The sequence below is a fragment of the Cellulomonas sp. Root137 genome (assembly GCF_001426725.1).
In the GTDB taxonomy this organism is placed as follows: domain Bacteria; phylum Actinomycetota; class Actinomycetes; order Actinomycetales; family Cellulomonadaceae; genus Cellulomonas.
Window position 1 is genome coordinate 2,041,296 of record NZ_LMFG01000001.1, and the last position, 19,276, is coordinate 2,060,571.

At 72.5% G+C, this 19,276-nt stretch carries 17 protein-coding genes; 5 read left to right on the forward strand and 12 right to left on the reverse strand.

What is annotated here, in order from left to right; translation table 11 throughout:
- Positions 1-44: 44 nt before the first annotated feature.
- Positions 45-1,193, forward strand: coding sequence for a glutamate 5-kinase (proB, locus tag ASD18_RS09715; protein WP_056089906.1), 1,149 nt, complete (start codon positions 45-47; stop codon positions 1,191-1,193).
- A 123-nt stretch (positions 1,194-1,316) separates the two neighbouring features.
- On the opposite strand, the gene ASD18_RS09720 is transcribed toward proB, so the two are convergent.
- The 3 genes from ASD18_RS09720 to ASD18_RS09730 are packed head-to-tail and all read right to left on the reverse strand — an operon-like array spanning position 1,317 to position 4,946.
- On the reverse strand, positions 1,317-2,651 hold the full coding sequence (locus ASD18_RS09720; RefSeq protein ID WP_056089910.1) for an LLM class flavin-dependent oxidoreductase: 1,335 nt from the start codon (positions 2,649-2,651) through the stop codon (positions 1,317-1,319).
- Positions 2,648-3,730: an LLM class flavin-dependent oxidoreductase gene (locus ASD18_RS09725; protein ID WP_056089914.1), complete on the reverse strand. Its 1,083-nt coding sequence runs from the start codon at positions 3,728-3,730 to the stop codon at positions 2,648-2,650. The genes ASD18_RS09720 and ASD18_RS09725 overlap by 4 nt, the downstream gene beginning before the upstream one ends.
- A 1-nt stretch (position 3,731) precedes the next feature.
- Complete coding sequence (locus ASD18_RS09730) at positions 3,732-4,946, reverse strand: PLP-dependent aminotransferase family protein (RefSeq protein WP_056089918.1); 1,215 nt, start codon at positions 4,944-4,946, stop codon at positions 3,732-3,734.
- A 396-nt stretch (positions 4,947-5,342) separates the two neighbouring features.
- On the opposite strand from ASD18_RS09730, the gene ASD18_RS09740 reads away from it, so the two are divergent.
- Genes ASD18_RS09740 through ASD18_RS09755 form a run of 4 tightly spaced genes read left to right on the forward strand, consistent with a single transcriptional unit; the run spans position 5,343 to position 10,417 of the window.
- The gene (locus tag ASD18_RS09740; RefSeq protein WP_056089924.1) at positions 5,343-6,968 is read left to right on the forward strand and encodes an ABC transporter substrate-binding protein; all 1,626 of its coding nucleotides are present in this window, start codon (positions 5,343-5,345) and stop codon (positions 6,966-6,968) included.
- Positions 6,965-7,918: an ABC transporter permease gene (locus ASD18_RS09745; protein ID WP_235522312.1), complete on the forward strand. Its 954-nt coding sequence runs from the start codon at positions 6,965-6,967 to the stop codon at positions 7,916-7,918. The genes ASD18_RS09740 and ASD18_RS09745 overlap by 4 nt, the downstream gene beginning before the upstream one ends.
- A gap of 10 nt (positions 7,919-7,928) precedes the next feature.
- Positions 7,929-8,810, forward strand: coding sequence for an ABC transporter permease (locus ASD18_RS09750; RefSeq protein ID WP_056089927.1), 882 nt, complete (start codon positions 7,929-7,931; stop codon positions 8,808-8,810).
- Positions 8,807-10,417 (forward strand): ABC transporter ATP-binding protein, encoded by a 1,611-nt coding sequence (locus tag ASD18_RS09755; protein ID WP_056089931.1) that lies wholly within the window; start codon positions 8,807-8,809, stop codon positions 10,415-10,417. The genes ASD18_RS09750 and ASD18_RS09755 overlap by 4 nt, the downstream gene beginning before the upstream one ends.
- Here the strand turns inward: ASD18_RS09755 and ASD18_RS09760 are convergent.
- The 9 genes from ASD18_RS09760 to ASD18_RS09800 all read right to left on the reverse strand — a co-directional run bounded on the left by ASD18_RS09760 (position 10,414) and on the right by ASD18_RS09800 (position 18,904).
- The gene (locus tag ASD18_RS09760; protein WP_056089935.1) at positions 10,414-11,517 is read right to left on the reverse strand and encodes a sugar kinase; all 1,104 of its coding nucleotides are present in this window, start codon (positions 11,515-11,517) and stop codon (positions 10,414-10,416) included. The two genes, ASD18_RS09755 and ASD18_RS09760, sit on opposite strands and share 4 nt — an antisense overlap.
- Entirely contained in the window at positions 11,510-12,157 is a 648-nt protein-coding gene (gene eda, locus ASD18_RS09765) for a bifunctional 4-hydroxy-2-oxoglutarate aldolase/2-dehydro-3-deoxy-phosphogluconate aldolase (protein ID WP_056089938.1), read from the reverse strand. Before eda ends, ASD18_RS09760 begins: the two co-directional genes overlap by 8 nt.
- A gap of 48 nt (positions 12,158-12,205) precedes the next feature.
- Positions 12,206-12,961 carry an SDR family oxidoreductase gene (locus tag ASD18_RS09770; protein WP_056089941.1) on the reverse strand — a complete coding sequence of 252 codons (756 nt, stop codon included), beginning with the start codon at positions 12,959-12,961 and terminating at the stop codon, positions 12,206-12,208.
- On the reverse strand, positions 12,958-13,992 hold the full coding sequence (locus tag ASD18_RS09775) for a zinc-binding dehydrogenase (RefSeq protein ID WP_162251735.1): 1,035 nt from the start codon (positions 13,990-13,992) through the stop codon (positions 12,958-12,960). Before ASD18_RS09775 ends, ASD18_RS09770 begins: the two co-directional genes overlap by 4 nt.
- The gene (locus tag ASD18_RS09780; protein WP_056091984.1) at positions 13,989-15,002 is read right to left on the reverse strand and encodes a C-terminal binding protein; all 1,014 of its coding nucleotides are present in this window, start codon (positions 15,000-15,002) and stop codon (positions 13,989-13,991) included. Before ASD18_RS09780 ends, ASD18_RS09775 begins: the two co-directional genes overlap by 4 nt.
- On the reverse strand, positions 14,999-15,775 hold the full coding sequence (locus tag ASD18_RS09785) for an SDR family oxidoreductase (RefSeq protein ID WP_056089947.1): 777 nt from the start codon (positions 15,773-15,775) through the stop codon (positions 14,999-15,001). The genes ASD18_RS09780 and ASD18_RS09785 overlap by 4 nt, the downstream gene beginning before the upstream one ends.
- Positions 15,772-16,584, reverse strand: coding sequence for an IclR family transcriptional regulator (locus ASD18_RS09790; RefSeq protein ID WP_056089950.1), 813 nt, complete (start codon positions 16,582-16,584; stop codon positions 15,772-15,774). The genes ASD18_RS09785 and ASD18_RS09790 overlap by 4 nt, the downstream gene beginning before the upstream one ends.
- A gap of 40 nt (positions 16,585-16,624) precedes the next feature.
- Positions 16,625-17,464 (reverse strand): 5-dehydro-4-deoxy-D-glucuronate isomerase, encoded by an 840-nt coding sequence (gene kduI, locus ASD18_RS09795; RefSeq protein WP_056089953.1) that lies wholly within the window; start codon positions 17,462-17,464, stop codon positions 16,625-16,627.
- A gap of 84 nt (positions 17,465-17,548) precedes the next feature.
- Complete coding sequence (locus ASD18_RS09800) at positions 17,549-18,904, reverse strand: MFS transporter (protein ID WP_200938509.1); 1,356 nt, start codon at positions 18,902-18,904, stop codon at positions 17,549-17,551.
- Between the last annotated feature and the right edge of the window lie 372 nt (positions 18,905-19,276).

Sequence of the window (19,276 nt, forward strand, 5' to 3'; positions counted from 1 at the left end):
CGCGCGTCGGATATCGGCGTGACGGGCCGCCGTCGCGCGGCAGAATGCGGCTCGTGACCGTCGACGCCCTGCAGGACCGCCAGCAGCTGGTCTCGGCGTCCCGCGTGGTCGTCAAGATCGGCTCGTCGTCGCTGACCACGCCCGACGGCCGGCTCGCACCCGAGCGGCTGAACGCGCTGGTCGACGTGCTCGCGGCACGCCGCGCGGCCGGCGGGCAGGTGGTGCTCGTCTCCTCCGGTGCGATCGCCGCCGGGATCGGGCCGCTCGGTCTGGCCGCCCGTCCGCGAGACCTGGCGACCCAGCAGGCCGCCGCCTCGGTCGGGCAGGGACTCCTCGTCGCGCACTACACGTCCGCGTTCGCCCGGCACGGGCTGCAGGTCGGGCAGGTGCTGCTGACCGCCGACGACACCGTGCGACGCGTGCACTACCGCAACGCGCACCGCGCACTCACCCGGCTGCTGGACCTCGGCATCGTGCCCGTCATCAACGAGAACGACGCCGTGGCCACCGACGAGATCCGCTTCGGGGACAACGACCGGCTCGCGGCGCTGGTCTCCCACCTGGTGCACGCCGACGCGCTCGTCCTGCTCAGCGATGTCGACTCCCTCTACACCGGACCGCCCTCGCGCGACGGCTCCCGGCGCATCGCGTCCGTGGTGCACGCCGAGGACCTCGAGGGCATCGACGTGGCCTCGCGGGGGAGTGCGATCGGCACGGGCGGCATGGTGACCAAGCTGGAGTCGGTGGCGATCGCCACCCAGTCCGGCGTGCCCGTGGTGCTCACCTCGGCGGCCCAGGCCGCGCAGGCTCTGGCCGGGGAGGACGTCGGCACCTGGTTCACCGCCACCGGTCGCCGCACCTCGATCCGTCGGCTGTGGCTCGCGCACGCCGCGAACACGCGCGGACGGCTGGTGCTCGACGCGGGCGCGGTCCGTGCGGTCCTCGAGCGGGGGACGTCGCTGCTGCCTGCCGGGGTAACCGGCGTCGAGGGCACGTTCGAGGCGGGAGACCCCGTCGAGCTCGTCGGCCCGGACGGTCACCTGGTGGCGCGGGGGCTGGTGTCCTACGACGCCGACGAGGTACCGCCGCTGCTCGGTCGCTCGACCTCCGAGCTGCGCAGCTCGCTGGGCCCGGGCTACGACCGCGAGCTGGTCCACCGCGACGACCTGGTCCTGGTCCGCAAACGCCGCTGACCCCGTCCGCACCGTCCGAGCATCCGGCCGCTGTGGCGCTCAGATGCTCGGACGTCCCGGTGTCTCCACCACGACGTCCGAGCATCTGGTCGCTGCAGCGCTCACTTGCTCGGACGTTGTGGCTCAGACCGTCGCGCCGACCGGTGCGGGCGCGCGGCGGGTCAGTGGGTCCCGCAGGCCCAGGTGCTCGCGGAGGGTCGTCCCGGAGTACTCCGTCCGGTAGGCGCCCCGCTCCTGCAGCTCGGGCACCAGGGTGTCGACGACGTCGTCCAGGCCGCCCGGCACGATCCAGGGCGTGACGTTGAACCCGTCCGAGGCGCCCGTGCGGACCCAGCGGATGAGCTGGTCGGCGATGGTGGCGGGGGAGCCGACGAAGCCCCGCTGACGCTCCTGGGCGATCACGAGCCGGCGGATGGACAGGTGCTCCGCCTCCGCGCGGGCACGCCGGGCCTGGGCGATCGCACGCGGGTCCGGTCCGTGGCGGACGGTCCCGCGCGTCTGGGCGATCTCCGTGATGACCGGGTCGTGGCTGGGCACGGGACCGTCGGGGTCGTACCGGGACAGGTCCTCGCCCCACACCTGGCCCAGCAGCGACAGGGCGGTCGCGGGGGTCACCTGCTGCTCCTTGACCCAGCGCGCCTTCTCCCGCGCCTCCTCGTCGGTGGCGGCGAGGACGAACTGCGTCCCGGGCAGGATCTTGAGGTCGTCCTCGGGCCTGCCGGCGGCCACCGTCCGGGCGCGCACGTCCTGGGCGAACGCGAGGGCGTCGTCGTAGTCGGTGCCGTGCGCGGAGAAGATGACCTCGGCGTGCGAGGCGGCGAAGTCGCGCCCGTCGGGGGAGTCTCCCGCCTGGAACAGCACGGGGTGGCCCTGCGGGCTGCGCGGCACGGTGGGGGTGACGGTGATGTCGAGAGTCCGACCCGTGTGCCGGACCGACTCCCCGGGGGAGCCGTCCCAGATCGCCTGGGCCGCCCGCACGAACTCGCCGGCGCGGACGTACCGGAGGCTGTGGTCGAGCCAGCCGCCCCGACGGAAGTTCTCGCCGGTCCACGCGTTGTCGGTGGTGACGATGTTCCAGGCGGCGCGACCGCCGGAGAGCAGGTCGAGGCTGGCCAGCCGACGCGCGAGGTCGGCCGGGTCGTTGTAGGTGACGTTCTGGGTGGCCACCAGGCCGATGTGGGTGGTGACCGCCGCCAGCGCGGCGAGCTGGGTGATCGCGTCGGGACGGCCGACCACGTCGAGGTCGTGCAGCAGTCCGTTCTGCTCCCGCAGGCGCAGGCCCTCGCCGAGGAAGAACGCGTCGAAGAGCCCTCGCTCGGCGGTCTGCACGATCTGCCGGAAGGACTCGAAGTCGGTCTGCGAGCCGCTGGCGGGGTCGGACCAGATGGTCGAGTGGTTGACGCCCTGGAAGAAGACGCCGAGGTGCACGTGGGCGTGCGGGCGGGGCAGGTCGGTCACGAGGTCTCCTGGAGCGTGGCGTGGCGGTTGGTGGGGCGCGGCAGCCCGAGGGTCTCGCGCAGGGTGGCTCCGGGGCGCGGCGTCGGGGTCGCGCGCGCGACCCGCAGCGCGGGCAGCACCCACCGGACGATCTGCGGGAGGTCCTCCTCGAGCAGGGTCGGCAGCAGTCGCACTCCGTCGACTGCACCGCGCAGCGACAGCAGGAGCTCGACCAGCCCGTCGGGGGAGCCCGTCCACCGCAGGACGTCGGTCGAGGGGACCAGGTCGTCCAGCGCCGCGAGCCGGTCGACGGCGGTCGCGCGGTCGGTGTCGAGCGTGACGTGCAGGTCGAGGAACGTCAGCGGCGCTCCCGACGTCTCCGGGGAGTCCACCAGCACGATGTCGACGAGGTCCACCGGCACGGTCCCCGCACGCGCGACGACGACGGGCTGGCCCTGCGGCCCCCGCGGCACGATGAGCGGACCCTTCACCGTGAACGGTGCGCGGCCACCGTCGGGGGCGTCGCGCAGGCCCGGCCCGGCGAACGGCCCGGTCCCGCCGCTGGTGAAGTCGACGTGGTGCAGCCGGTCGCGGTCGATGTACCGGCCGGTCGCGGTGTCCCGGATGACGGCGTCGTCCTCCCACGAGTCCCACAGGTCGCGGACCACGCGGACGACGTCCCGGGTCTCGTCGAGCAGGTCCTGCCCCTCGGCCACGGGCCGGTCGAGCGCGGCGCGAGCGCCGGGGACGGGACCGGAGCCGACGAGCCAGCCCGAGCGGCCGGTCGCGGCGTGGTCGAGGGCCGCCACCTGGCTGGCCAGGTGGAACGGCTCGGTGACCGCGGGGTGAGCGAGCGGGACGAGCCCGATGCGCGAGGTCAGGGGCGCGACGAAGGCCGCCCGCGTGACCGCGTCGATGCGTGCCGGTCCGACCAGCGAGTCGTCGAGCGTCACCAACGTGACACCCGCGTTCTCGGCGATGGCCACCGTGCGGCGCAGGTGGTCGGCGGACAGCAGGCGGTCGGTGAGGATCGACGTGGCGAGCGCTGCGCCGGGGTGCGAGCCGGCGCCGTCGATCTCGAGCGCGAGGTGCAGGGCCACGTCAGCGCACCGAGTCCACGGCGGAGCCGAGGCGGTCGACGAACTCGCGCAGGGTCTCGGGCGTGTGGTTGCCGTAGGCGAGCCGCAGGTGGTCGGCGAACTCGCGTCGGCCGCTCGACGCGAAGAACTCGCCCTGCTGGTAGGTGGCACCCCGCTCCGCGGCCGCGGCGTACAGGGCGACAGGGTCGATCGACGGGTCGGTGATCCGGGGCCAGAGGAAGAACCCGCCCTCGGGGCGCACCGACTCGATCAGCCCGCCGAGCCGCTCGTCGAGCGCGTCCACCACGACGTCCGCGCGCTCGCGGTACAGGTCACGGGCGCGGGCGAGCGTGCGGTCGAACCACTGTGGGTCATGGGTGAGCAGGTCGATGACGATCCGCTGCTCGAGCGTGGAGGTGTGCGAGTCCTGCCGGTTGCGGAGCGTGACCAGCTGCTTCGCGATCCGCTCGGACGCCACCACCCAGCCGAGCCGCAGACCCGGGCCGAGCGTCTTGGAGAACGTGTTGACGTGCACCACCTGGTCGGAGGTGCTGAACACCCCGGCGTCGACGGCGTCGCCACGGAACCGCAGCTCGCGGTACGGGTTGTCCGCGAAGATGACGAAGCCGTACCGCTCAGCCAGCTCCACCAGCCGCACCCGGTCCGCGGTGGAGAGGGTGCCCTGCGAGGGGTTGTGGAAGTCGGGCACCGTGTAGAGCGCCGTCGGGCGGGCACCGGCGCGCAGCTTCTCCTCGAGCTCGTCGACGTCGAGCCCGGCCGGGCCGACGCGCACGGGCAGGGTGCGCCCGTCGGAGAGCTCGAGCGCCCGCAGGAACAGCGGGAAGATCGGGTTGTCGACGGCGACGAGGCCGCCGCGCTCCACGAGCGAGAGCACGGCGAGCGACAGCCCGTGGAACCCACCGTTCGTGATGATGACCCGCGACGCCGGGACGCCCTCGCGCGCGGCGATCCACGACCGCAGCTCGTCGAGACCGGCCGACTGGGAGTACTGGAACGCCGCGGGCCCGGACCGCGCACCGGTGAGCACCCGCTCGGTGGCGGCCAGCAGCTCGTGCACCGGCAGCGCCGTGTCGTCGGGGATCCCGCCGAGCAGCTCGATGTCGCCGTCGCGGCGGCGGCGCAGGCTCGCGTCGCCGAATCCCTTGGGCTCGCTGAGCGCGCCCGCGAGCGTGGTGAAGCGGGCCAGCGGCGCGAGGAGGTCTGGTGTCGTGGTCATCGGTTCTGCCTTCCGGGAGGGGCCCGACCGCGGTGCTCGGACCGGCCGGAACGTAGGGAGGCGCACGGGGGCGGTCAACGGTCGTTCCGATCCGTCTCACTGATCGGACGTGGCGTCTCGCCCAGTGGTCCAGCCCGCGAGACGAACCGAGGAATCGTTGACTCGATCGGTCGGGATATCTAGTTTCCGAGCCGTTCAGCAGTCGGCGCCCGATCGAGGCGCACTGCCCGGTCGGCGACGGAGGTGGTCATGGTCAGCAGCGCACAGCTGGGAACCCGCACGACCGCCTCGTCGACCGCGCCGCGACGCTGTCCGCGCTGAGCCGCGCGTCCCTGCGCCCCCGCACGCACCTCCCCGGTCGTCCCCGTGTCCTTCACCTTCCCCAGGAGCACTCCCATGTCCACCCATCGCCTGCGACGCCGACGGTCCGTCGCGCTCGCGTCCACCGCCCTCCTCGGTCTGCTGCTCACCGCCTGCTCGAGCGGCACCGCCGCACCCGGCGCCACCGGGTCGACGTCGGCCGAGGCCGAGCCCGTCGCCGGCGGCACCTACGTCCACGCCCTCGAGGCCGATCCGCTCGGCTGCCTCGACGCGCCCCAGCAGCGGTTCCACGTGGCCCTGAACATCACGCGCCAGCTGGCCGACTCGCTGGTGGACCAGGACCCGGAGACCGGCGAGATCGTCCCGTGGCTCGCGGAGAGCTGGGAGATCAGCGAGGACGCCACGACCTTCACGTTCCACCTGGTCGAGGGCGCGACGTTCGCCGACGACCTGCCGATCGACGCCGCGGCCGTCAAGGCCAACCTCGACCGGATCGTCGCGCTCGGCCCGAAGGCGATCGGCGCCGGCCCGTGGATCCAGGGGTACGTGGGCACCACCGTCGTCGACCCGCAGACCGTGACGGTCGAGTTCGACCGCCCCAACGTGCAGTTCCTCCAGGCGCTGTCCGGATCGTGGTTCGGTCTCATCTCGCCCGCCGACACGGGCAAGACCCCCGAGGAGCTCTGCACCGGGACGTACGCCGGCTCCGGCCCGTTCACCCTGACCAGCTACACCAAGGACCAGGACGCCGTGCTCGCCAAGCGCGTCGGCTACGACTGGCCCTCGAGCCTGGCCGCGCACGAGGGCGAGGCGTACCTCGACACCCTGCGCTTCACGTTCGTGCCCGAGGCCAGCGTCCGGTCGGGCTCGGTGACCAGCAACCAGGTGCAGTCGGTGTCGCTCGTGACGTGGCAGGACGAGGCGACGCTCACCGCCGCCGGCAGCACGCTGCTGACCGCGCACCAGCCGGGCCTGACCGAGAGCTGGATCCCGAACCAGCAGTCCTGGCTGGCCGACGACGAGCCCGTGCGGCAGGCGATCAGGTACGCGATCAACAGCCAGGAGATCGTCGACACCGTCTACGGGCCGACGTACGCGAGCCGCACCGCTCCGCTGAACTCCTCGACGCCCGGCTACACGGACCTCAGCGACGAGCTCGCGTTCGACCCGGACAAGGCACGCGAGCTGCTGGAGGACGACGGCTGGACGGTCGGGGCCGACGGCATCCGCGAGAAGGACGGCAAGCGCCTGACGATCAACGTCATCGCGTCCTACACGGACCTCGAGATCATCCAGCAGCAGCTCAAGGACGTCGGCATCGACTACCCGATCCGCCAGCTCGACGCCGCGGCGTCCAGCAAGGCCGTGGCGGCAGGGGACTACGACATCTACGCGTGGACCATGACGCGTGCCGACCCGACCGTGCTGAACGCGCTGTACTCCTCGGAGTGGACCTCGCTGGGGTACGCCAAGGCCAACCCGTCCGAGCTCGACGCCCTGCTGGCCACTCAGGAGTCGACGGTCGATCCCACCGAGCGCGCGGCGGCCGCGGCTGCCGTGCAGAAGTACGTCGTCGACAACGCGTGGAACATCCCGATCGTCGACCGGGCGTGGACCTACGGCATCGGCCCGTCGTCGCACGGTCTGCGCCTCGACGGTGAGACCAAGCTCGTGTTCTACGACGCCTGGGTGCAGCAGTGAGCCTGGTCGGCTACGTGGTGAGGCGGCTCGGGCTGGCGGTCTTCGTCGTCTGGGCGGCCTTCACCACCACGTTCGTCATCCTCTACCTGCTGCCGTCCGACCCCATCCTGACCATGCTCAACCGGGGCGGTGAGGGCGCCAACGTCGACCCGGCCGCGGCGGCGGCGCTCCGCGCCGAGTACGGCTTCGACAAGCCCGTGATCGTGCAGTACCTCACCCGGCTGGGTGCGGCGCTGCAGGGCGACCTCGGCCGGTCCATGCAGAACGGGCAGCCGGTGGTGACGACGATCGTCGACGCCCTGCCGCAGACGGCTGTGCTGGCGGCGACGGCGCTGGCCATCGCGGTGGTGGTGAGCTCGCTGCTCGCCTCGGCCGCGGTGCTCACCGGCTCCCGGGGGCTCCGGCACGCGCTGCTGTCGCTGCCCCCGCTGGGCGCGGCGATCCCGAGCTTCTGGCTGGGGCTGGTGCTGCTGCAGGTGTTCTCGTTCCGGCTCGGCTGGTTCCCGGCCACGGGCAACACCGGCTGGCAGTCGCTCGTCCTGCCGGCGGTCACGCTCGCGGTGCCGACCGCGGCGGTGCTGACCCAGGTGCTGGCCAAGAGCCTCGGGTCGACGTGGGAACAGCCGTTCGTCGAGACCGCCCGGGCCAAGGGTCTGCCGCGCTCGACCGTCCACCTGCGGCACGTGGTCCGCAACGGGGCCATCCCCACGCTCACCATGGTCGCGATCATCATCGGCAACACCCTCGCGGGGGCCGTGGTGACCGAGACCGTCTTCTCCCGCGTCGGCGTCGGACGACTGACGCAGTCCGCGGTCATGTCCCAGGACATCCCGCTCGTGCAGGGCGTCGTCGTGCTCTCGGCGGTCGTCTTCGTCGTCGTCAACCTCGCCGCCGACCTGGTCTACCCCGTCGTCGACCCCCGCATCGCGCGGGTGCCGGCGACGGCCTGAGGAGCGCTCCGTGACCGACCTCGCACTGCTGGCCCCGCCGGCGACCGAACCCGTCGTCGCGGCGGCACCCGCGCCCGCCCGCCGCCGTCGACGACGGATCGCCCCGGGACTCGTCCTCGCGCTCCTGGTGCTGGGGCTCGTCCTCGGCTGGGCGGTGCTGCCGTCGGCCTTCGCGCCGGCGGACCCGACGCAGGTGATCGCCGCGGACCGGCTGCTGGCGCCCGGGCCCGGGCACGTCTTCGGCACCGACCAGCTGGGCCGCGACATCTACACCCGCGTGGTTCACGGTGCGGCGATCTCGCTGTCCGCCACCGCGCTGGCCGTGCTGATCGGGCTCGTCGTGGGCTCCCTGGTCGGGCTGCTCTCCGGGTTCGTCGGGGGACGGTTCGACGACGTCGTCATGCGGCTGGTCGACGTCCTGCTGGCCATCCCCGGGCTGCTCCTCGCGATGGCGATCGTCACGGCGCTCGGCTTCGGCACGCTCAAGGTCGCGCTCGCGGTCGGGATCTCCGCGGTCGCCGCGTTCGCCCGCCTGATCCGCGCCGACGTGGTGCGGGTGCGCGGCTCGGCCTATGTCGAGGCCGCGCGGGTGAGCGGCGTGCGCTGGTGGACCACGCTGCACCGGCACGTCCTGCCCAACTCGCTCGGGCCGGTGCTCGTGCTCGCCGCGCTCGAGCTGGGCAGCGCGGTCCTCGCGGTGTCCGCGCTGAGCTTCCTGGGCTACGGCGCCCCGCCCCCCGCGCCCGAGTGGGGCTCCCTGATCTCCGACGGCCGCAACTTCCTGGCCACCGCCTGGTGGCTCACCACGATGCCGGGCCTGGTGGTGATCGCCGTGGTGCTGGCGGCGAACCGGCTGAGCCGCGCGCTGGACCGCGACGGGCGGACCCGATGACCGCCCCCGTCCTGCAGGTCGAGGGCCTCCAGGTCACCTACCGCACCCGCCACGAGGACGTGCCCGCCGTGCGGGGCGTCGACCTGCGCATCGACGCCGGGGAGGTCGTCGCCGTGGTCGGCGAGTCCGGCTCCGGCAAGAGCACGCTGGCGCACGCGGTGATCGGGCTGCTGCCCCGTGGGGGGTCGATCACCGGCGGGCGCGTGCTCCTGGGCGGTGAGGACCTGGCCGGCTGGTCCGAGAAGCAGCTGCAGCGTGTCCGCGGCCGGTCCGTCGGGCTGGTGCCGCAGGACCCGACCGTGTCGCTCAACCCCGTCAAGCGGATCGGCGAGCAGATCGCCGAGGTGCTGCGCACGCACGGGCTCGCCGACCGGCGGTCCGCCGCGGCGCAGGCGGTCCAGATCCTCGCCCGGTCCGGGATCACCGACCCGGAGCTGCGCGCCCGGCAGTACCCGCACGAGCTGTCGGGCGGCATGCGCCAGCGTGTCCTCATCGGCATCGCGTTCGCGTGCAGCCCGCACCTGGTGATCGCCGACGAGCCGACGTCGGCCCTCGACGTGACCGTGCAGCGCACCGTGCTGGACCACCTGGCCGAGGTCACCGCCGAGCACGGCACGTCCGTCCTGTTCATCACGCACGACCTGGGGGTGGCCGCCGAGCGCGCGGACCGGATCGTCGTCATGCAGCACGGACTGGTGGTCGAGGAGGGGCCGACGGCCCGGGTCCTCCACGCGCCCACGCACGCGTATACCCGACAGCTGCTCGAGGCCGCCCCGTCGCTGCACGGCGCGCGCCTGGCGCCCCGCCGCCCGGTCGTGGCACCCGCCGGTCCGCCGGGGGACGTGCTGCGCCTCGAGCACGTGACCAAGGAGTTTCGCGTGGGGCGGGCGCCGTTCCGCGCGGTCGACGACGTCACGCTCGGGCTGGCCCGGGGGACCACGCTCGGCGTCGTGGGGGAGTCGGGGTCGGGCAAGTCGACCCTGGCCCGGATCGCGCTGCGGCTGGTCGAGCCGACGAGCGGCACCGTGCGGATCGACGGCGAGGACGTCACGCACACCAGCGGCGCACGGTTGCGAGCCCTGCGGCGGCGCGTCCAGCTCGTCTACCAGAACCCGTACGCGTCGCTGGACCCCCGGTTGTCGGTGGAGCGGATCATCACCGAGCCCCTGCACGCGTTCGGGATCGGTGACCGGGCCGAGCGCACGCGGCGCGCCCTCGAGCTGCTCGACCAGGTGGCGCTGCCGCGGACGGTCGCCGACCGGGGCGCCGCCGAGCTGTCCGGCGGCCAGCGCCAACGCGTCGCCATCGCCCGCGCGCTCGCCCTGCGGCCGGAGCTGCTGGTGCTGGACGAGCCCGTCTCGGCGCTGGACGTCTCGGTCCAGCGCCAGATCCTCCAGCTCCTGGTGGACCTGCAGGCCGAGCTGGGCCTGAGCTACCTGCTCATCTCGCACGACCTCGCGGTCGTCCGGCAGATCAGCGACACGGTGGCGGTCCTGCACCAGGGCAGGCTGGTCGAGGCCGGGCCGACCGCCGACCTGTTCGACCGTCCGCAGGCGGAGCACACGCGCGCGCTCCTCGACGCGATCCCCGTCGCGCGGGCGGTCTAGCGGTCGACCCGCGCGCCACCGCCGCCGGCGAGCTTGAGCACGTCGGCCGTGGTGACCATCGTCGTGTCGCCCGGGGTGGTCATGGCCAGTGCGCCGTGCGCGGCCCCGTACTCGACGGCGGTCTGCAGCGGCTGTCCGTCGAGCAGGCCGTAGATGAGGCCGGACGCGAAGGAGTCACCGCCGCCCACGCGGTCGAGGATCTCGAGCCGCTCGCGGTGCGTGGCCTGCACGACACCGGTGGACGGGGACCAGGCGAGGGCCCCCCAGTCGTTGACGGACGCCGACCGGACGGTGCGCATCGTCGTGCCGATGACCGCGAAGTTCGGGTACGCGGCCGCGGCCGTGGTGATCATGGCGGCGAACTTGTCCACCTCGAGCTCGGAGAGGGTGGCGTCCCCGCCCTCGACCTCGAAGCCGAGCGAGGCGGTGAAGTCCTCCTCGTTGCCGATCATCACGTCGATGTACGGCGCGATCTCCCGGTTGACCTCCTGGGCCTTGGCCTGCCCGCCGATCGCCTTCCACAGGCTCGGCCGGTAGTTGAGGTCGTACGACACGACGGTCCCGTGCCTCTTCGCCGCGGTGACCGCCTCGATGACGGTCTGCGCGGCGGAGTCGCTGAGTGCGGCGAAGATGCCGCCGGTGTGCAGCCAGCGCACGCCGAGCTCGCCGAAGAGGTGGTCCCAGTCGACGTCGCCGGGCTTCATCTGCGAGACCGCGGTGTGGCCGCGGTCGGAGACGCCGACGGCGCCGCGCACCCCGAAGCCGCGCTCGGTGAAGTTGAGGCCGTTGCGGACCTCGCGGCCGATGCCGTCGTAGGGCACCCACTGGATGAACGAGGTGTCCAGGCCGCCGGTGAGGACGAGGTCCTCCACCAGGCGCCCGACCTCGTTGTCGGCGAGCGCGGTGACGATCGCGGTGCGCAGCCCGAACGCCCGTCGCAGGCCGCGGGCGACGTTGTACTCCCCGCCGCCCTCCCACACCTGGAACGACCTCGACGTGCGGATGCGACCCTCACCGGGATCGAGACGGAGCATGACCTCGCCGAGCGAGACCGCGTCGTAGCGGCACTCGGAGGCGGGGCGGAGGGTCAGGTCAGACATGGCTGGGCTCCCTGGTCTGCGCCCCGGCGAGGGCGACCGCGTCGGCGGTGAGCGCGGTGATGGCGGCGACGTCGCGGGCCGCGACGAGGCTGCGCGGGCACATCCACGAGCCGCCGACCGCGACGACGCTCGGCAGAGCGAGGTACTCGGCGAGGTTCGCCGGTCCCACGCCACCGGTCGGCACGACCCCGACGTGACCGAACGGGGCGGCGAGGGCAGCGATCGCCTTGGCGCCGCCGGAGGTTCCGGCCGGGAAGAACTTGATGGTGGTCAGGCCCAGCTCGAGCGCGGCCTGCACCTCGGTCGCGGTGACCGCGCCGGGGAGGGCCAGCACGCCGAGCTCCTGGCAGCGCTCGACGACCGCGCGGCTCAGGCCCGGCGAGACGACGTACCGGGCACCGGCCGCGACGGCCAGGTCGACCTGGGCGGCCGTCAGGACCGTGCCGGCGCCGACGAGGATGTCCCCGCGGCCCGCCATCACCCGGATCGACTCCTCGGCAGCGGCGGTGCGGAAGGTGACCTCGGCGACGGGCAGGCCGCCGGCGACCAGGGCGCCGGCGAGCGCGTCGGCGTCGGCTGCGTCGTCGAGCACGACCACCGGCACCAGGCGCGCGGTTCGTAGGGCAGTCAGGACGTCCATGGCGAGACTCGTTTCATCGGGAGGGGTGCTGCGGGGGAGTGCGGGAGCTCAGCGGGCCATCCAGCCGCCGTCGACGGCGAGGACCTGTCCGTGCACGTAGGAGGACGCCGCGGAGGCCAGGAAGACGACGACGTTGCCGATGTCCTCCGGCTGACCCCAGCGTCCGGCGGGGATGCGGGCCGAGAGCTGCTCCAGGCGCGCGGGGTCGGCGAGCAGCGCGGCGTTCATCTCGGTGGCCATGTACCCGGGCGCGACCGCGTTGACGTTCACGCCCTGGCCGGACCACTCGTTGCACAGCGCCTTCGTGAGCTGTGCGACAGCGCCCTTGCTCGCGGCGTAGGCGGCCACGGTCAGGCCGCCCTGGAAGCTCAGCAGCGAGGCGAGGTTGACGATCTTCCCCTCGCCGCGCTCGAGCATCGGCCGGCCGAACAGCTGGCAGAGCTGGAACACCGCCCGCAGGTTCACGTCGAGGACGCGGTCCCAGGCGTCGAGGGGGAAGTCGACCGCGGGGTGGCGGTCCTGCGTGCCGGCGTTGTTGACCAGGATGTCCACCCGGTGCTCGGCGAGCACCCGCGCTGCCGTCTCCGCGACAAAGTCCCGGTCGGCGAGGTCGAGCGGGGCGTGGTGGACCTGGCGCCCGAGTGCCGCGGCGTGCTCGACCAGCCCCCCGGGCAGCCCGCTGCGCCCGAAGACGATGACGTCGGCGCCGGCCTCCAGGAGGGCGGTCGAGATGCCGAGGCCGAGGCCGCGCCCGCCCCCGGTGACGGCGGCGGTCCGGCCGTGCAGATCGAACGGCGTGCTCATGAGTCGGCCTTTCCTGGCAGGGGGGTGACCAGGACCTTGAGGCAGTCCTGGCCGGACGCCGCGGCGTCGAACGCTGCGGCGACGTCGTCGAGCGCGAACGCCCGGGTGGGGAAGCCCTCGAGCAGCCCGTCGGCGATCAGCTCGATCGCGCGCGTGACGTCCGCCGAGGTGTAGACGCGTACCCCGACGACCGACTGCTCCTTGAAGCAGATGGCCTGCAGGTCGATCGGGGTCGGCTGCTTGTAGACGCCGACGATGACGATGCGACCCCGCACACGGGTGGTGGACGCGAGCTCGGCGGCCACCGTGGGATGAGCGGCGGAGTCGAACGTGGTGTCCGCGCCCTCGCCCCCGGTGAGGGGGGCGAGCGTCCCCGCCATCGTCGAGTCCGGCGCGACGACGGTGAACCCGAGCCCGGCGGCGACCTCGCGGCGCCACGCGCTCGGCTCGGTGACGACTACGTGCGCCGCTCCGGCGTGGCGTGCGACGAGCGCGGTGAGAACGCCGATCGGGCCCGCGCCGTAGACCGCGACGGTGTCGCCGGCCTGCATGCCGGAGAGGTCGACGGCGTGCACCGCGACCGCGAGCGGCTCGGCGAGCGTCGCCGTGCGCGGGTCGACGCCGTCGGGCACCGCGTGCAGCACCTCGGGCGGGAGCGCGACGAGCTGCGCCATCGCGCCGGGTGCGTCGATGCCGTACAGGCCGAGCCGGTTGCACACGTGCGTCAGCCCGTCCCGGCACGCCTTGCACTCGCCGCAGCTGATCAGCGGCTCGACGACGACGAGGGTGCCCGCCGGCGGACCGGTGGATCCCGCTGTCTCGACCCAGCCCGACATCTCGTGGCCCAGGATCAGCGGGGCGGCCGCCCGCGGGTGCATGCCGTGCAGGATGGACAGGTCCGTCCCGCAGACGCCGTCGTAGGCGATCCTCACCAGCGCCCAGCCCTCGGGCACCTCGGGGACCGGCACCTGCGTGACCTCGACCGTGTCGGCCGCGAGCCACCAGGCCGCGGTCATCGTCGTCGGGATCATGCCGCCACCCCGCACGCGTTGTTGCGGCCGGGGGCGCCGAGGACCTCGGGGTTGACGATGTCGCGCGGTGCGCGGCCGGCGCAGACGTCGAGCGCGTTGGCGATCGTCCGGCGCTTGAGCTCGTCGTACGACTCCTCCGTGTACCAGGCCAGGTGCGGGGTGAGCACGACCGAGTCGAACGTGGTGAGCGGGTGCCCGGGCGGGAGCGGCTCGGTCTCGTGCACGTCGATCGCCGCCCCGAGGATCGATCCCGTGCGCAGGGCCTCCACCAGCGCGTCGACGTCGACGACGCCCCCGCGGCTCGTGTTGACCAGGATCGCGTCCGACCGCATCCGCGCCAGCTGCGCGGCACCGATCAGGTGGCGGGTGACGTCCGTGAGCGGGGTGTGCAACGAGATGACCTGCGCACGGGCGAGCAGCTCGTCCAGGCTGACGGACGGGAACCCGTGGAACGACCGGGCGCCCGGTGCGGCGGCGGTGTCGTAGCCGATCACCTCGTAGCCGAGACCGGCCGCCTTGCGCGCCGTGGCCGTGCCGATCAGACCCATCCCGATGACCCCGAACACGCGCCCGCGGGTCTGGAAGAGAGGTCGGACCGCCGGCAGGTCGAACGAGCCGGCACGCAGCCCGCGGTCCAGCCGAGGGATACCGCGAGCGGCCGCGAGTGCCAGGCCGATCGCGTGGTCGGAGACCGACTCGGTGCCGTAGTCGGGCACGTTGCACACGGCGATCCCGCGCGCGGTGGCGGCGGCGACGTCGACCGAGTCGACCCCGACGCCGTAGCGACCCACCACGCGCAGCCGGGGCAGGGCGTCCATCACCTCCGCGGTGATCGGGGCGTACTGGACGAGGATCGCGTCGGCGTCGATCGCGTGCGCCACCAGCTCGGCGGACGTCCGCGACTGCGTGAGCACCAGCTCGGCACCGGCCGCATCGGCGATCTCGTGCTCGGCCGCGAACGAGTCGTGGTCGCACTCGGTGATGACGATGCGGACGTCGGAGACCGTCATCGGGCGAGCCATCCACCGTCGACGGGGAGCGTGATGCCGTGGACGTAGTCCGCGGCGTGCGAGCACAGGAACAGGACCGCCCCGGCGATGTCGGCCGCGTCGGCCCAGCGCCCGGCCGGGATGCGGTCGAGGATCGCCTTGCTGCGCTCGGCGTCCGCGCGCAGGTCCGTGGTGTTGGCCGTGGCGACGTACCCGGGGGCGACGGCGTTGACGTTGATGCCCAGGGGCGCCCACTCGTTGGCGAGGGCCTTGGTCAGGCCGGCGACCGCCGACTTGGAGGACGTGTACCCGGGCACGTTGACGCCGCCCTGGAAGCTCAGCAGGGACGCGGTGTTGACGATCTTGCCGCCGCCGCGCGCGATCATCGACCGACCGACCTCGCGGGACAGGATGAACGTCGAGCGCAGGTTCACGTCGACCACGTAGTCGAAGTCCTCGTCCGTGTGCTCCGCGGCCGGGGCGCGGCGGATGGTGCCGCCGTTGTTGACCAGGACGTCGACGTCCCGGCCGGCCAGGTCGGCGGCGAGCGCGGTGACCTGCTCGCGCACCGAGAAGTCGGCCTTCAGCGGGGTGAACGTGCGGCCGAGGCCCTCCACCACGGTGCGGGCCGCACTAGCGCCCTCGGGGAGGTCGTAGCTGACCGCGACGATGTCGGCGCCCGCTCGCGCCAGCGTCTCGACGATCGCGAGCCCGATGCCCTGGCTGCCGCCCGTGACGACCGCGAGCTTCCCCTCGAGGCTGAACAGGCTCTCCGTGTAGCTGGCGATCGTCATAGCGGTCGTGCTCCTTGGTGTGGGGGGATGTGCGGGACGGACTGGTGGCCGAGTGCCGCGGAGATCTTCGCGGCCGTGTCGGTGGCCATCGCTGCCATGTCCTCGATCTGCTCGAGCGTGTGCTCGAGCAGCAGGGTCGAGATGCTCACGCCGTACCCGACGCGCCCGGTGTGGTCGCGCACGGGTGCCGCGACGCAGCCGAGACCCGGGACGTTCTCCTCGCGGTCGAGGGCGTAGCCGGCGCGGCGGACCGCGTCGATCTCGGTCTGCAGGGCGTCGAGCGTGGTGATCGTGTGGGGGGTGCGGGCGGGCAGGCCGGCCCGGGCGGCGAACCGGGCGAGCTCCTCGTCGGACCGGTCGGCGAGCACGACCTTGCCGACGCCGGTCGAGTGCATCGGGACGGCGAGACCCACCCGCGAGGGCATCACGTACGGCTTGTCGGGGTCGGCGCGGATCAGGTAGACGATCTCGTCGCCGTTGACCGCACCGAGGTGCACGGTGCACTGCGTCGCGGCGACCAGGTCGTCGACGAAGGGGCGGGCGATCGCGGAGATGTCGATGCGGGAGAGCGCCACGCCGGCGAGCGACAGGATCTTCGGGCCGGGCAGGTAGCTGCCGTCCGACGCGACGGCGATGAACTGCCGGTCCGCGAGCGTGCTGAGGATCCGGTGCGTCGTCGCCTTCGCCAGCCCGGTGGCCTGCACCACCTCGGTGAATCGCGAGTGCGTGAGCGCCGCCTCGAGCACGAGCAGCGTCTTCTCGCTCGCGCTCGCCGTCGCGCTCGTCCTGGTCCCGGTCGTCGTCGTCACGTTCCGTCTCTCCTTCGTCGTCGGGTCGTCGTGCGTGGGGTCAGCGCAGGTCGGTGATGGGGAAGCCGTCCATGTCGTCGAACGACTGGTTCTCGCCGGCCATGGCCCAGACGAACGAGTAGCTCGCGGAGCCGACGCCCGAGTGCACGGACCAGCTGGGGGAGATCACGGCCTCGCGGTCGCCGACCACGACGTGCCGGCTCTCGGTCGGCTCGCCCATGAGGTGGATGACGCGCGCGTCGGACGGGAGGTCGAAGTACAGGTAGCACTCGGTCCGGCGGTCGTGCGTGTGCGCCGGCATGGTGTTCCACATGCTGCCGGGGTGCAGCCGCGTGACGCCCATGACCACCTGGCAGCTGCGGACGCCGTTCTCGTGGATGTACTGGTTCAGCGTGCGGCGGTTCGAGGTGAGCGGGTCGCCGAGCTCGCGCTGGGTGCCCTCGCCGGCCTCGACGAGCGTGGTCGGGTACGCGGTGTGGGCGGGTGCCGAGATCAGGTAGAACGCCGCCGCCCCCTGGTCCCCGTCGATGTCCGTCGCCTCGAACGACACGACCTGCGCACCGCGGCCGACGTACAGGCAGGAGCCCGTGGTCAGCTCGTGCTTCGTGCCGTCCACCGAGACGGTCCCGGTGCCGCCGACGTTGACGATGCCGGCCTCGCGGTGGTCGAAGAAGTGGTCGGAGCGGATCTCCGGGAAGGAGCCCAGCTCCAGCGGGGTGCCGACGGGGCTGATGCCCGCGAGCACGATCCGGTCGTGGTGGGTGTAGACGGCCTTCACCTCACCCGGGACGAACAGGTCCTGGACCAGGTAGCGCCGGCGGAGCTCGGCGGTGTCCATCCCGGGCACGTGCTCCGGGCTCGTGGCGTATCGCTGGTCCATGGAAGGCCTCTCAGGGGTTGATCGGGAGTCGGGGGCCGTGCCGGATGCGGATCGTCGACCTGCACCCGGCACCGACCGGTGGGGCTAGGCGTCCTCTTCGAGCAGCAGGTCGCGGTCGACCGTCTCGGGGGCGAACAGGGTGGTGACGAAGGTGATGCCCATGATCACGACCATGTAGACCGCGACGGGCCACCAGGAGCCGGTGGCCCAGGTGATGAGTGCGGCGCAGATGAACGGTGCAAGACCGCCGCCGAAGACGGAGGAGAACTCGCGCCCGAGGGCGACACCGGCGTAGCGGTAGCGCGACCCGAAGAGCTCAGGGAAGTACGCGGCCTGGACCCCGACGGTGCCCTGCGAGGCGATCATGAAGCCGACCACGATGACCAGGCAGATCAGGACGAGGTTGCCGGTGTTGAGGATGAGGAACGCCGGGACCGCGAAGAGCATGAGGAACCCCGTGACGATCAGGTACATCCGCTTGCGGCCGAACTTGTCGGACAGGATGCCGAACAGGACGGCGGACACGCAGGCGCACAGGGCGCCGATGAGCAGGAACTTCGGGATGAGCTTGGAGTCGACGTCGAGGTAGTTGATCAGGTAGGCGCCGATGAAGACCTGGTAGATGTACGAGTGCGAGTTCGCGCCGATGTTCATGAAGAACACGCGGGCGAGGTGCTTCTTGCCGTGCTTCCACACGTCGGCGACCGGTGAGACCTTCGTGGCCTCGATGGCGCCCTCGGCCTTGAGCTCCTCGAAGACCGGGGACTCCTTGACCTTGCGACGGATGACCCAGGCCGCGATGGTGACGAAGATCGAGCTGAAGAAGACCAGGCGCCAGCCGTAGGACAGCAGGGCCTCGTCCGGCATCATCTGCACGAGGATCCACACGACGGCGCCCATCGCGGCACCCGCGGCAGCACCGACGAACACCAGCGACGAGAAGCGTCCGCGCTTGCCCTTCGGGGCGGTCTCGGTCAGCAGCACGATGCCGCTGGCCTGCTCGGCACCCGCGCCGAAGCCCTGCAGGAAGCGGGCCATCAGCAGCAGGATCGGCGCCCAGATGCCGACCATGGCATAGGTGGGCAGCAGACCGATCACGAATGTCGCGGTGCCCATGAGGAACAGCGTGGCCACCATGACGAACTTGCGGCCGAGCCGGTCGCCGTACTTGGAGAAGAACATCCCGCCGAGCGGGCGGGCGCCGAAGCCGACGAACAGCACGCCGAACGACGCGAGCATCCCGGAGATCGGGTCCATGTCGGAGAAGAAGATCTTGCTGAAGATGATCGCCGACGCGGTGCCGAAGATCGTGAAGTCGAAGTTCTCGAGCGCGGTTCCGATGCCGCCGGCCCAGGCTGCTCGGCGCAGGTTCCTCTGGTCGACGGGGGGGAGGACGCCGTCCGCTGTCGCGGGCGGTGGCAGGACGATGTTTCCGGTCACAGGACACCTGTCTCATGGGAGCTCGCACGCCCTGCCGTCATCGGCCGGGCTGGAGACTCGGGGCGCGAGCAAGGTGCCCGCGGTCGCGCAGATCGAGACAGCCTTGTCTCGCGTGTAGCTGGCACTCCTTGTTCGGCTCACGAGGTGAGCGCGTTCCCGGGGGGATCCTCGATGGAGGCTCGGGCACTGGTGCTGCGCGATGCCGGAATGCTGGTCTGGATGGAACTCAGTTCCGGTACATGGAACAACGTAGGGCGGGCTTCCGGCCGAGGCAGGGGTCAAAGGTCCTGTTCGTCCGACCGCCTCAGAGACGAGATCCGCGGATCCGAGGAGGCGTCTTCTCAGCAGACCCGGGGCCGTCAGGGAACATCC